General features: G+C 65.3%; 8 protein-coding genes. All 8 read left to right on the top strand.

The features are described from left to right. Positions 1–2 precede the first annotated feature (2 nt). Positions 3–449: a 50S ribosomal protein L9 gene (gene rplI / locus SFA35_RS23445; RefSeq protein ID WP_320573190.1), complete on the top strand. Its 447-nt coding sequence runs from the start codon at positions 3–5 to the stop codon at positions 447–449. Positions 450–550: 101 nt separating this feature from the next. Further along, on the top strand, positions 551–1,945 hold the full coding sequence (dnaB, locus tag SFA35_RS23440) for a replicative DNA helicase (protein WP_320573188.1): 1,395 nt from the start codon (positions 551–553) through the stop codon (positions 1,943–1,945). 4 nt (positions 1,946–1,949) lie between these two features. Further along, complete coding sequence (locus tag SFA35_RS23435; RefSeq protein ID WP_320573186.1) at positions 1,950–3,467, top strand: glucosyltransferase domain-containing protein; 1,518 nt, start codon at positions 1,950–1,952, stop codon at positions 3,465–3,467. A gap of 129 nt (positions 3,468–3,596) precedes the next feature. Continuing rightward, a complete protein-coding gene (locus SFA35_RS23430; protein WP_320573184.1) occupies positions 3,597–5,900 on the top strand; it encodes a YgiQ family radical SAM protein in 2,304 nt (767 codons plus the stop codon). A 298-nt stretch (positions 5,901–6,198) separates the two neighbouring features. Beyond that, entirely contained in the window at positions 6,199–9,480 is a 3,282-nt protein-coding gene (locus SFA35_RS23425; protein ID WP_320573182.1) for a transglutaminase family protein, read from the top strand. A gap of 75 nt (positions 9,481–9,555) precedes the next feature. Then, positions 9,556–12,042: a circularly permuted type 2 ATP-grasp protein gene (locus SFA35_RS23420; protein ID WP_320573180.1), complete on the top strand. Its 2,487-nt coding sequence runs from the start codon at positions 9,556–9,558 to the stop codon at positions 12,040–12,042. Beyond that, complete coding sequence (locus tag SFA35_RS23415) at positions 12,042–12,944, top strand: transglutaminase family protein (RefSeq protein WP_320573178.1); 903 nt, start codon at positions 12,042–12,044, stop codon at positions 12,942–12,944. Before SFA35_RS23420 ends, SFA35_RS23415 begins: the two co-directional genes overlap by 1 nt. Positions 12,945–13,071: 127 nt before the next feature. Continuing rightward, positions 13,072–13,524 carry an azurin gene (gene azu / locus SFA35_RS23410; protein WP_320573176.1) on the top strand — a complete coding sequence of 151 codons (453 nt, stop codon included), beginning with the start codon at positions 13,072–13,074 and terminating at the stop codon, positions 13,522–13,524. Positions 13,525–13,542 lie beyond the last annotated feature (18 nt).

The raw sequence follows: 13,542 nt of genomic DNA, 5'->3' as shown, positions 1-13,542 counted from the left end.
AAATGGAACTGATCCTGCTGGAAAAAATCGCCAACCTGGGCAACCTGGGCGACAAGGTAAACGTTAAAGCCGGTTACGGCCGTAACTTCCTGCTGCCATTCGGCAAGGCTACCGCTGCAACCGCCGCCAACCTGGCTGCGTTTGAAGAGCGTCGTGCCGAGCTGGAAAAAGCAGCAGCCGACAAGAAGGCTTCGGCCGAAACCCGCGCTGCCCAACTGGCCGAGCTGGAAGTGACCATCACTGCCACCGCTGGCGACGAAGGCAAGCTGTTCGGTTCGATCGGTACTCACGACATCGCTGACGCACTGACCGCCTCCGGCGTCGAAGTGGCCAAGGCTGAAGTTCGTCTGCCGAACGGCACCATCCGTAACGTTGGCGAATACGACGTTGCCGTGCACCTGCACAGCGACGTAGAAGCCACCGTTCGCGTGGTCGTCGTAGCTGCCTAAGCCGACTGGCACCTCGGTGCCTTGAGGCTTAACATTGGGCACGCTCCTGTTTACAGGACGTGCCCTTTGTCATTTGCACCCCTCATGAATTCTGCGTGGCCATGAACGAAATCACCGTCCCTGAGCAGTACGACCTGCAAACCGCCGCCCTCAAGGTGCCGCCGCATTCCATCGAGGCCGAACAGGCCGTGCTCGGTGGCTTGATGCTGTCCAACGATGCCTGGGAGCGCGTGCTGGATCAGGTCTCCGACGGCGATTTCTACCGGCATGACCACCGCCTGATCTTCCGTGCGATTGCCCGGCTGGTGGATCAGAACATCCCCTTCGACGTCGTCACCCTGCACGAGCAGCTGGAGAAGGAAGGGCAGAGCTCCCAGGTCGGTGGCCTCGGCTACCTCGGAGAGCTGGCCAAGAACACCCCGTCGGTGGCCAACATCAAGGCCTATGCGCAGATCGTCCGCGAGCGCGCGACCCTGCGCCAACTGATCAGCATCAGCACCGACATCGCCGACAGCGCCTTCAACCCGCAGGGCCGCAACGCCGAGGAGATCCTCGACGAAGCCGAGCGGCAGATCTTCCAGATCGCCGAGGCGCGGCCCAAGACCGGCGGTCCGGTCAGCGTCAATGACCTGCTGACCAAGGCCATCGACCGCATCGACACCCTGTTCAACACCGACGCGACCATCACCGGCCTGTCCACCGGCTATACCGACCTGGACGAGAAGACCAGCGGCCTGCAGCCGGCCGACCTGATCATCGTCGCCGGCCGTCCGTCGATGGGCAAGACCACTTTCGCCATGAACCTGGTGGAGAACGCCGTGCTGCGCAGCGACAAGGCGGTGCTGGTGTACTCGCTGGAGATGCCCGGCGAATCGCTGATCATGCGTATGCTGTCGTCGCTGGGCCGTATCGACCAGACCAAGGTGCGTTCCGGGCGCCTGGACGACGACGACTGGCCGCGCCTGACCTCGGCGGTCAACCTGCTCAACGATCGCAAGCTGTTCATCGACGACACCGCCGGCATCAGCCCCTCGGAAATGCGCGCGCGCACCCGGCGCTTGGTGCGCGAGCACGGCGACATCGCCCTGATCATGATCGACTACCTGCAGCTGATGCAGATTCCCGGCTCCGGTGGCGACAACCGCACCAACGAAATCTCCGAGATCTCGCGCTCGCTCAAGGCCCTGGCCAAGGAATTCGATTGCCCGGTGGTGGCCCTGTCGCAGTTGAACCGATCGCTGGAACAGCGGCCCAACAAACGTCCGATCAACTCCGACTTGCGTGAATCCGGTGCAATCGAGCAGGACGCCGACGTGATCATGTTCGTCTACCGCGACGAGGTGTATCACCCCGAGACCGAGCACAAGGGCATCGCCGAAATCATCATCGGCAAGCAGCGTAACGGCCCGATCGGTACCACACGCCTGGCGTTCATCGGCAAATACACCCGGTTCGAGAACCTTGCGCCGGGCAGCTATAACTTCGACGACGAGTAATTGCGTGGCTTACGCTTCCCTTGAACAGCGCCATTGGCTGGACCGTGAACTGACTGCGGTCCAGGCGCGCTGGTTTTTCTTCGTGGCGGTGCTGGCGTTCGCCTTGCCGTTCATTCTGGCCGACTACCGCTACGTCGACGACAACTGGCGTTCGGAACTCGATGTGCAGCGTGCCTGGCGCGTCGAAGGGCGCATCCTCGCCGAGCTGTTCTACCGGCTGATGACCTTCAGCGGCGTCACCGTCGACATCTTCCCGCTGCCCTTGCTGCTGGCCTGCGTGGCCATGGCCTTCGGCCTCGCCGCGCTGGTGCGCCACTACTTCATCGAGCCGCGCCTGGGCCATTGCCTGGTGGTGCTGCCGCTGTGGTTCTGCCCGATGTGGCTGGGCAACCTGACCTACCAGTACGACGGCCCGACCATGACCTTGAGCCTGGTGGCGGCGATCTACGCGGTGGTCTGGCGTGGCCGCAACACCCTGCTGAACGTCCTCGTACCTGGCCTGATACTCGGCGCGGCGCTGTGCTTCTACCAGGTCACGGTCAATGTCTTCATCGGGCTGTGCTGCCTGGAACTGGTCCGCTCGGTGCGCTTCCAGCTACCGACTGCCAGCGCCTTCGCGCTGCTGGGGCGGCAGTTGTGCCAGTTGTCGATCGCCCTGGTCATCTATTACGCCACCGCCTACCAGCTGATGCAGACCAACCGTACCGGCATGCTGCCATTCAACGCCGAAGGCGCTGGCGAGCTGGGCCTGCGCCTGGGCCTCATCGTGCACAAGGTCAGCCTGTTCCTGACCCCCGGCAACACCTGGATGTGGGTCGCCCTCGCGGTGCTCGCCGGTATCGGCTACCTGTGGGTGGCCGCGCGGCTGCTGCGCTCGGTCGGCGTCGCCGGCCTTGGCAGCCTGGTCCTCTACGTGGTGGCCCTGCCGGTGATGGCCTTGAGCGTCGGCGGGATGATCCTGCCGTTCGCCGACTTCACCCTGGAAGCGCGCACGCTGATGGGCATGGCGCCGGTGCTGGTGCTGCTGTTCTACCTGGCGCAGTTTTCCCTCAGCCGCGTACATGCGCGGCTGGAATGGCTGCTGTTGCTGCCACTGCTGTGCATGCTGTCGCTGGCGTTCGTCTATGGCCGCGTGCTGCAGGCGCAGAAGGACCTGGAGCGCACCCTGGCCCATGACCTGCACCATGACATCACCAACCTGCCCGAGCTGCGCGACAAGCAGCCAATCTACTGGACCAGCACCGATTGCAGCGGCAGCTGGCTGCCAGCCCTGAGCGGCACCCTGGAGAACTTGCCGGCGCTGCGCTTCGTGCTCAGCCTCAAGCCCTGCGAGATGTCCACCGTCGAAAACCTCACCGACCTGCACCTGGAGGCCAACGACGAGCTGTTTTCCCAACTGATGGTGCAGGGCCAGGGCCAGCGTCTGGTCGACAACCAGTACTACGACATCTGGCTGCTCAACGGCTACGGCTACGTCGCCCTCAAGCCAGTGGACAAGACTCCCAAGCTGCCGACCGACTGACCCCCGGGGCCGCAATGGAGCGATCGGCGGTCGGCGATAAAGCCGACCGCCGTTGTCGGATATGGTCAAAAAATGTGCTATATTCCGCGCCCGCGATTTTCCACCCTGTAGCTAACACGGTTATCCCCCATGCAAGCAGCCAAGCCGCTTTTCGACTATCCCAAGTACTGGGCCGAATGTTTCGGGCCAGCACCCTTCCTGCCCATGAGCAGGGAGGAGATGGATCAGCTTGGCTGGGATTCCTGCGACATCATCATCGTCACCGGTGACGCCTACGTCGACCATCCGTCGTTCGGCATGGCCATCATCGGCCGCCTGCTGGAAGCCCAGGGCTTTCGCGTGGGCATCATTGCCCAGCCCAACTGGCAGTCCAAAGACGACTTCATGAAGCTCGGCGAGCCCAACCTGTTCTTCGGCGTCGCGGCCGGCAACATGGACTCGATGATCAACCGCTACACCGCCGACAAGAAAATCCGCTCGGACGACGCCTACACCCCTGGCGGCCTGGCCGGTGCGCGGCCCGACCGTGCCAGCCTGGTCTATAGCCAGCGCTGCAAGGAAGCCTACAAGCACGTGCCGATCGTGCTCGGCGGCATCGAGGCCTCGCTGCGCCGCATCGCCCACTACGACTACTGGCAGGACCGGGTGCGCCACTCGATCCTCATCGACGCCTGCGCCGACATCCTCCTGTACGGCAACGCCGAGCGCGCCATCGTCGAAGTGGCGCAGCGCCTTTCGTACGGGCAGAAGATCGAAGACATCACCGACATTCGCGGCACCGCCTTCATCCGCCGCGACACGCCGAAAGACTGGTATGAAGTCGACTCGACCCGCATCGACCGCCCGGGCAAGATCGACAAGATCATCAACCCGTACGTCAATACCCAGGACACCCAGGCCTGCGCCATCGAGCAGGAAAAGGGCCCGGTCGAAGACCCCAACGAAGCCAAGGTCGTGCAGATTCTCGCCAGCCCGCGCATGACCCGGGACAAGACCGTGATCCGCCTGCCGTCCTTCGAGAAGGTGCGCGGCGACGCCGTGCTGTATGCCCACGCCAACCGCGTGCTGCACCTTGAAACCAACCCGGGCAACGCCCGTGCGCTGGTGCAGAAGCATGGTGAAGTGGACGTGTGGTTCAACCCGCCGCCCATTCCCATGACCACCGAGGAAATGGACTACGTGTTCGGCATGCCCTACGCGCGCATTCCGCACCCGGCCTACGGCAAGCAGAAAATTCCGGCCTACGACATGATTCGCTTCTCGGTGAACATCATGCGTGGCTGCTTTGGCGGCTGCACCTTCTGCTCCATCACCGAGCACGAGGGGCGGATCATCCAGAATCGCTCGCAAGAGTCGATCATCCGCGAGATCGAAGAGATTCGTGACAAGGTGCCGGGTTTTACCGGGGTCATCTCCGACCTGGGCGGGCCGACCGCGAACATGTACCGCATCGCCTGCAAGAGCCCGGAAATCGAATCCGCGTGCCGCAAGCCGTCGTGCGTGTTCCCCGGCATCTGCCCGAACCTGAACACCGATCACTCGTCGCTGATCCAGCTGTACCGCAGCGCTCGCGCACTGCCGGGGGTGAAGAAGATCCTGATCGCCTCCGGCCTGCGCTACGACCTTGCGGTCGAGTCGCCGGAGTACGTCAAGGAGCTGGTCACCCACCACGTCGGTGGCTACCTGAAGATCGCCCCGGAGCACACCGAGGAAGGTCCGCTCAACCAGATGATGAAGCCGGGTATCGGCTCGTACGACAAGTTCAAGCGCATGTTCGAGAAGTATTCCAAGGAAGCAGGCAAGGAGCAGTACCTGATTCCGTACTTCATCGCCGCGCACCCGGGCACCACCGACGAAGACATGATGAACCTGGCCCTGTGGCTCAAGGGCAACGGCTTTCGCGCCGACCAGGTGCAGGCGTTCTACCCCTCGCCGATGGCGTCGGCCACCGCCATGTATCACTCGGGCAAGAACCCGCTGCGCAAGGTCACCTACAAGAGCGACAACCTGGTGATCGTCAAGAGCGAGGCCCAGCGCCGCCTGCACAAGGCGTTCCTGCGCTACCACGACCCCAAGGGCTGGCCGATGCTGCGCGAGGCGCTCGAGCGCATGGGCCGCAGCGACCTGATCGGCCCCGCCAAGCACCAGCTGATCCCGTTGCACCAGCCCGACAGCGACAGCTATCAGAGCGCGCGGCGCAAGAACTCGACGCCGGCGGGCAGCCACAAGGTGGCCAAGGAACAGAAGATCCTTACCCAGCACACTGGCCTGCCGCCCCGCGCCAGCGACGGCAGCAACCCGTGGGACAAGCGCGAACAGGCCAAGGCTGCCGCGTTTGCCCGCAACAAGGAAGCCGCCAAGGCCCGTGCGGACGCAGCCAAGGGCGGCAAGAAAGGCGGCAAGAAGCCGCGTCAGCCGGTGGTTCCGCGCTGATAGCGCTTGGGGGTAAAGCTTGGGGCGACAGGGCTTCTGAACTGCGCGGTTGATGAAGATCAAGCCGGCCTGCGGCCTCTCGGGGGCTTTGCCCCCTCCCACAGGAGCCCCTCACGCATAATCCCCTTCCATATCAGCCCCCTCCTGCCCTCGCAAAGTGCACCCCCTGCAGCCAAACCTCGCGGTTGAGTGATTTTGGTGCCATGGTAGTGTCCTAGGCTCAGCGCCCGTGGACTTCGGGCCATTGGCATAAGTCTTGCGCGGTTCTCACCATGTCCAGGTTTGCAGGAGGCACGCTGTGTCGATACATGTCGGGTTGCACCACGTCACGCACTATCGCTACGACCGCGCCGTCGAACTGGGACCACAGATCGTGCGCCTGCGCCCGGCTCCGCACAGCCGCACGCGGGTGCTCTCCTACGCGTTGAAGATCCTGCCCGAACAGCACTTCATCAACTGGCAGCAAGACCCGCAGGGCAACTACCTGGCCCGCCTGGTGTTCCCGGAAAAGACCGATGAGTTTCGCGTCGAGGTCGACCTGGTCGCCGAAATGGCAGTGTTCAACCCTTTCGATTTCTTCCTCGAGCCCTACGCCGAAAACATCCCCTTTGCCTACGCCAAGGACGAGAAACACGAACTTGCGCCCTACCTGGAAAAACTGCCGCTGACGCCGAAGTTCGAGGCGTATCTCAAAAGTATCGACCTGACGCCCAAGCCTGCCGTGGACTTTCTGGTGGCGATCAACCAGAAGCTCAGTGAAGACATCCGCTACCTGATCCGCATGGAGCCTGGGGTGCAGACCCCCGAGCACACCCTGGTCGACGCCAGCGGCTCATGCCGCGACTCGGCCTGGTTGCTGGTGCAGTTGTTCCGTCATATCGGCATCGCCGCCCGCTTCGTCTCCGGCTATTTGATTCAGCTGACCGCCGACGTCAAGGCGTTGGACGGCCCGTCGGGCACCGAGGTCGACTTCACCGACCTGCATGCCTGGTGCGAGGTGTACCTGCCCGGCGCCGGCTGGATCGGCCTGGACGCCACCTCCGGGCTGTTCGCCGGCGAAGGCCACATCCCGCTGGCATGCAGCCCCGATCCGTCGTCGGCGGCGCCGATCAGTGGCCTGGTGGAGCCTTGCGAGTGCGAGTTCAGCCACGAGATGTCGGTGGAACGGCTCTGGGAGGCGCCGCGGGTCACCCGGCCCTACAGTGAAGAACAATGGGCCGAGATCGAGCACCTCGGCCGGCAGATCGACGACGACCTGCAGCGTGGCGACGTGCGCCTGACCATGGGCGGCGAGCCGACCTTCGTCTCCATCGACGACCCCGACGGCGCCGAGTGGAATACCGCAGCGCTGGGCGACGACAAGCGCAAGCTGTCCACCGAGCTGTACCACCGCATGCGCGACCAGTACGGGAGCGGTGGCCTGGTGCATTTCGGCCAGGGCAAGTGGTACCCCGGCGAACAACTGCCGCGCTGGTCGCTGAACTGCTACTGGCGGGTGGACGGCGAGCCGATCTGGAACAACGATGCGCTGATCGCCGACGAGAGCCGCGACGACGGTGTCACCGGCGAGCTGGCCGGGCGCTTCCTGGCCAGCGTCGCCGAGCGGCTCAAGCTGCCGGCACGTTTCGTCTTCCCGGCCTATGAAGACCAGTTCTACTACCTGTGGCGCGAAGGCGCGCTGCCGGCCAACGTCAAGCCCGAGGACTCGCGACTGGGCGACGAGATGGAACGCAAGCGCCTGCGCAAGGTGTTTGCACAAGGCCTGGACAAGGTCATCGGCCAGGTCCTGCCGCTGGCCCGTACCGCCGCAGGCGATCATTGGCAAAGCGGGCGCTGGTACCTGCGCGATGAGCATTGCCGGCTGGTGCCGGGCGACTCGCCCCTGGGTTATCGCCTGCCGCTGGGCTCGCAGCCGTGGGTCAAGGCCGCCGAATACCCCTACGTGCATCCCACCGACGCCAACCAGGACCTGCCATCGCTGCCGACCCTGACGCAACTGCAGGGCAGTGCCGCCGCGCAGACCCCGGTGATCGACGAGCGCGAGCCCAAGCTCGACGAATCGGCCAGCTGGCTGACCCGCACCGCGCTGTGCGCTGAGGCCCGCGACGGCCGGTTGTACCTGTTCATGCCGCCGCTGGAGCGCCTGGAGGATTACCTCGAGCTGGTCACGGTGATCGAAGCCACCGCCAGCGAGCTGAACACCCCGGTCATGCTCGAAGGCTACGAGCCGCCCCACGACCCGCGCATCAGCAACTTCAAGGTCACCCCCGACCCGGGCGTAATCGAGGTCAACGTGCAGCCTTCGGCCAGTTGGGACGAGCTGGTGGTGCGCACCGAGTTTCTCTACGAACAGGCCCGCCTGACCCGCCTGACCACGGAAAAATTCATGATCGACGGTCGCCACACCGGCACCGGTGGCGGCAACCATTTCGTGCTGGGCGGCGCCACCCCCGGCGACTCGCCATTCCTGCGCCGGCCCGACCTGCTGCGCAGCCTGATCAGCTACTGGCACAACCACCCGTCGCTGTCGTACCTGTTCTCCGGCCTGTTCATCGGCCCGACCTCGCAGGCACCGCGGGTCGACGAGGCGCGCAACGACTCCCTGTACGAGCTGGAGATTGCCTTCGCGCAGATGCCGCCGCCCGGCCAGCCGTGCGCGCCCTGGCTGGTCGACCGGCTGCTGCGCAATTTGCTGATCGACGTTACCGGCAACACCCACCGCGCCGAGTTCTGCATCGACAAGCTGTATTCCCCCGACGGCGCCACCGGGCGCCTGGGTCTGCTCGAACTGCGGGCTTTCGAGATGCCGCCCCACGCGCGCATGAGCCTGGTTCAGCAACTGCTGCTGCGCGCGCTGGTCGCACGCTTCTGGCGCGAACCCTATGCGCCGGCCAAGCTGGCGCGCTGGGGCACCGAGCTGCACGACCGCTTCATGCTGCCGCACTTCATCGAGCAGGACTTCGCCGACGTCATCGGCGACCTCAATGCTGCCGGCTACCCGCTGCGTGCCGAGTGGTTCGCCGCGCACATGGAGTTCCGCTTCCCCATGGTCGGCGACTACGCGGTCAATGGCATCGAGCTGGAACTGCGCCAAGCGCTGGAGCCTTGGCACGTGCTGGGCGAGGAGGGCGGTGCCGGCGGCACCGTGCGTTACGTCGACTCGTCGCTGGAGCGCCTGCAAGTGCGCCTCAACGGCCTGGCGCCGCAACGCTACGTGCTCACCTGCAACGGCCTGGCCGTGCCGCTGACGCCCACCGGCAAGGTCGGCGAGTTCGTCGCCGGGGTGCGCTTTCGTGCCTGGCAGCCGGCCAACTGCCTGCAGCCGACCATCCCGGTGCACGCCCCCCTGACCTTCGACCTGCTTGACACTTGGATGGGGCGCTCGCTGGGCGGTTGCCAGTACCACGTGGCGCACCCCGGCGGACGCAACTACGAGACCCTGCCGGTCAACGCCAACGAGGCCGAGAGCCGCCGCATGGCGCGTTTCTTCCGCGTTGGGCACAGTGCCGGGCCGTTACCGGTGCCGGTTCTCAAGATCAACGACGAGTTGCCGATGACCCTGGATATGCGCCGCTTCTGACAGGGTTTTTAATGTATATTGCGCGCCCCCCAGGGACGGGTCATCAGCTAGCCGACCGCCGTTGCCGAGCCTTCCATGCCTGACCTGCTTGACCGTTACCCGCTGAGCGCGGGTTCCTACCATGAAATGCTCGAAGCCGATGGCGCCGTCAGGCCCCATTGGCGGCGGCTGTTCGACCAGTTGCAGCGCAGCACTGCGGCCCAGCTCGGCCAGCGCCAGGCCCTGCTGGCCCGGCAGATCCAGGAAAACGGCGTCACCTACAACGTCTACGCCGACCCCAAGGGCGCCGATCGCCCGTGGGAGCTCGACCTGTTGCCGCACCTGATTCCCGCCGCCGAATGGCAGCAGGTCGCCGCCGGCATCGCCCAACGGGCGAAACTGCTCAACGCAGTGCTGGCCGACATCTACGGGCCGCAGAAGCTTATCGCCGAGGGCTTGCTGCCGGCCGAGCTGGTCTACGGGCACAACAACTTCCTTTGGCCCTGCCAGGGAATTGCGCCCCCGGAGGGCACGTTCCTGCATATGTACGCTGTGGATCTGGCGCGCACCCCGGACGGCCGCTGGTGGGTCACTGCCGACCGGACCCAGGCGCCCTCGGGGGCCGGTTACGCGCTGGAGAACCGCACCATCGTCTCGCGCGCCTTCCCCGAGCTGTACCGCGACCTGCGCGTGCAACACCTCACCGGCTTCTTCCGCACGCTGCAGGAAACCCTGGCGCGGCTGGCACCCAGCGACGGCGAGACGCCGCTGGTGGTGCTGCTGACCCCGGGCCGCTTCAACGAAAGCTACTTCGAACACCTGTACCTGGCGCGCCAGCTGGGCTACCCGCTGGTCGAAGGCGGCGACCTCACCGTGCGCGACGCCACGGTGTACCTCAAGACCCTCAGCGGCCTGCGCCGGGTGCACGCCATCATGCGCCGCCTGGACGACGACTTCTGCGACCCGCTGGAACTGCGCACCGACTCGGCCCTCGGCGTGCCGGGGCTGTTGCAGGCGGTGCGCCAGGGCCGCGTGGTGGTGGGCAACGCCCTGGGCAGCGGCGTGCTGGAGTCGCCCGGGCTGCTTGGGTTTCTGCCGAAGATCAACGAACACCTGTTCGGCGAGAAGCTGATTTTGCCGTCCATCGCCACCTGGTGGTGCGGTGAGCCGCCGGTGCTCGACCAGGCCATCGAAAAGCTGGGCGAGCTGCTGATCAAACCGGCGTTCCCCTCGCAGAGCTTTCCCCCGGTATTCGGCCGCGACCTCGACGCCGCCCAGCGCAAGGCCATGGTCGAGCGCCTGCAGGCACGCCCCTATGCCTATGTCGCCCAGGAAATTGCCCAGCTGTCCCAGGCGCCGGTGTGGCAGGCCGAAGGCGGCCAGCTGCAACCGCGGGCCATCGGCATGCGCGTGTACGCGGTGGCCGGCAAGCACGACTACCGGGTCTTGCCCGGCGGCCTGACCCGGGTCGCTGCAAAGGCCGATGCCGAGGTGGTGTCGATGCAGCGCGGTGGCGCCAGCAAGGACACCTGGGTGCTCGGCGAGCGCTCGCCCAGCGGTGAGCAGTGGAAGGCCCAGCGCGCCATCGGTGTGCACGACCTGGTGCGCCTGGACCCCTACCTGCCGTCGCGGGTGGTGGAAAACCTGTTCTGGTTCGGCCGCTACTGCGAACGCTGCGACGACAGCGCGCGGCTGCTGCGCATCATCATCGGCCGCTACGTCGACGGCGACGACCCGCAGGCACTGGAGGCCGCGGTGGCGCTGGCCGACAGCCTGCACCTGCTGCCCGAGGAGGGCGACCTGGAAGAACGCTTGCTGGCCGCCTTGCTGGGCGAGGACTGGCCGTTCAGCCTGCGTGCCAACCTGCAACGCCTGCAGTGGGCGGCCTCACAGGTGCGCGGCAAGCTGTCCCGGGAGAACTGGCAGGCGCTGGTCGAACTGCAGCGCGAAGCACAGAGCCTGGACACCGAGGAGCCGGACTTCGGTGAACTGCTCGACTTTCTCAACCGCTTGGTCATGTCGCTGGCGGCATTGTCCGGCTTCGCCCTGGATGACATGACGCGCGACGAAGGCTGGCGCTTCCTGATGATCGGCCGCCGCCTGGAACGCCTGCAGTTTCTCAGCACCAGCCTGGCGGCCTTCCTGCGCGGCGCCGCCGTGGACGACCAGGCGGGCCTGGAGTGGCTGCTGGAACTGGGCAACAGCAGCATCACCTACCGCTCGCGCTACCTGGCGGTGCCGCAACTGATCCCGGTGCTCGACCTGCTCCTGCTCGACGAGCAGAACCCCCACGCCGTGTTGTTCCAGCTCAAGCTGGTCAACCGCGCGCTGCGTCGGCTCAACGACGAATTCGCCGCCCCGCGCGAGCGCGGCCTGGCGTTGCTGATCGAACGGCTGCGGCATTTCGATCTGGGTACCCTGGAAAACCCGCTGTTCGGTACCGGCAGCGCCAATGCCGTACTCGAAGGCCTGGCCGGCCTGCTCGGTGAAATCGCCGCCAGCAGCAGCCAGGTCTCCGACCGCCTGGCGCTGCGCCACTTCGCCCACGTCGACGACGTCAACCAGCAGACGGTGTCGGTGTGATGAGCGCAAAATACCAGATCAGCCACGACACCCATTACAGCTACGACAGCCCGGTGTCCCTGGCCAAGCAGCTCGCGCACCTGTGGCCACGGCCGTGCGCCTGGCAGCGCTGCGAGCGCCACGAGATGCACATCTGCCCCGAGCCGACGGCGCGCATGGACGAGCTGGACGTGTTCGGCAACCCATTGACCCGCCTGGCCTTCGAGCGTCCCCACGATGAATTGAAGGTCTGCGCGCGACTGTGGGTCGAAGTGCTGCCTCGGCCGCCGTTGAATTTCGATCTGTCCCCGGCCTGGGAGCATACTCGCGCGACCCTCTGCTACAGCGGCAAAGCCATGGCGGCCGATGTGCTGGAGGCCTGTCGCTACCGGTTCGAATCGCCCTACGTGCGCCTCAAGAAGAGCTTCGTGGCGTTTTCCGAGAGCTGTTTCCCCACTGGCCGGCCGCTGTTGCAGGCCGTGCGGGCGCTGATGGAAAAAATCTTCGCCGAATTCACTTTCGACGCCGAGGCGACCCAGGTGGCCACGCCATTGATCGAGGTGTTGGAAAGCCGCCGGGGCGTCTGCCAGGACTTCGCCCACCTGATGCTCGCCTGCCTGCGCTCGCGCGGGTTGGCCGCGCGCTACGTCAGCGGCTACCTGCTGACCCAGCCGCCGCCCGGCCAGCCACGGTTGATCGGCGCCGACGCCTCGCACGCCTGGGTCTCGGTGTTCTGCCCACTGCTGGGTTGGGTCGACTTCGACCCGACCAACAACGTACAGCCCGCGCTGGAGCACATCACCTTGGCCTGGGGCCGGGACTTTTCCGACGTCTCGCCACTGCGGGGGGTCATCCTTGGCGGCGGCAATCATGACCCCGAGGTGCAGGTCACGGTGATGCCCTTGGACGAACCCGCTCCTTGAAGCATTCCATGGAAAAAGACGGCAACACAGATTGTATACAACTGCTGGTGCATTATGATGGAGCGGCTTTCGCCGTCGATCGGGCCACCAGAGCCCGACTGATCATTTTCCGCACCGGAGATCCACCATGTTCGCCAAAGCTGCCGCGTTAACCCTGCTGACCCTCGCCAGCGCCCACGCCCTGGCCGACGACCAGTGTGCCGTGACCGTCGACTCCACCGATTCCATGACCTTCGACACCAAGGCCATCGAAGTGCCGAAAAGCTGCCCCAGCTTCAAGGTCACCCTGACCCATTCCGGCACCTTGCCCAAGGCGGTGATGGGCCATAACTGGGTGCTCAGCAAAGACGCTGACGCCCAGGGCATCGTCAGCGACGGCATGGCGGCCAACCTCGACAAGGACTACATCAAGGAAGGCGACGAGCGCGTGCTGGCTCACACCAAGGTGATCGGCGCAGGCGAGACCGACTCGGTGAGCTTCGATGTCTCGCGGCTGGTGGCAGGGCAGAGCTATGTGTTTTTCTGCTCGTTTCCGGGGCATATCTCGATGATGAAGGGTACGGTCACGCTGAAGGATTGAGCCGGGTACGGTGGACGC

Source organism: Pseudomonas sp. HR96, from assembly GCF_034059295.1.
Lineage (GTDB): Bacteria > Pseudomonadota > Gammaproteobacteria > Pseudomonadales > Pseudomonadaceae > Aquipseudomonas.
Note: the sequence above shows the minus strand (reverse complement) of the source record. Positions and strands in the feature narration are given on the sequence as shown.

Bases quoted from the DNA above. Each gene is read 5' to 3' on its own strand.
- azu (WP_320573176.1), top strand. From the start codon at position 13,072: ATGTTCGCCAAAGCTGCCGCGTTAACCCTGCTGACCCTCGCCAGCGCC.
- SFA35_RS23415 (WP_320573178.1), top strand. From the start codon at position 12,042: ATGAGCGCAAAATACCAGATCAGCCACGACACCCATTACAGCTACGAC.
- SFA35_RS23430 (WP_320573184.1), top strand. From the start codon at position 3,597: ATGCAAGCAGCCAAGCCGCTTTTCGACTATCCCAAGTACTGGGCCGAA.
- rplI (WP_320573190.1), top strand. From the start codon at position 3: ATGGAACTGATCCTGCTGGAAAAAATCGCCAACCTGGGCAACCTGGGC.
- SFA35_RS23420 (WP_320573180.1), top strand. From the start codon at position 9,556: ATGCCTGACCTGCTTGACCGTTACCCGCTGAGCGCGGGTTCCTACCAT.
- dnaB (WP_320573188.1), top strand. From the start codon at position 551: ATGAACGAAATCACCGTCCCTGAGCAGTACGACCTGCAAACCGCCGCC.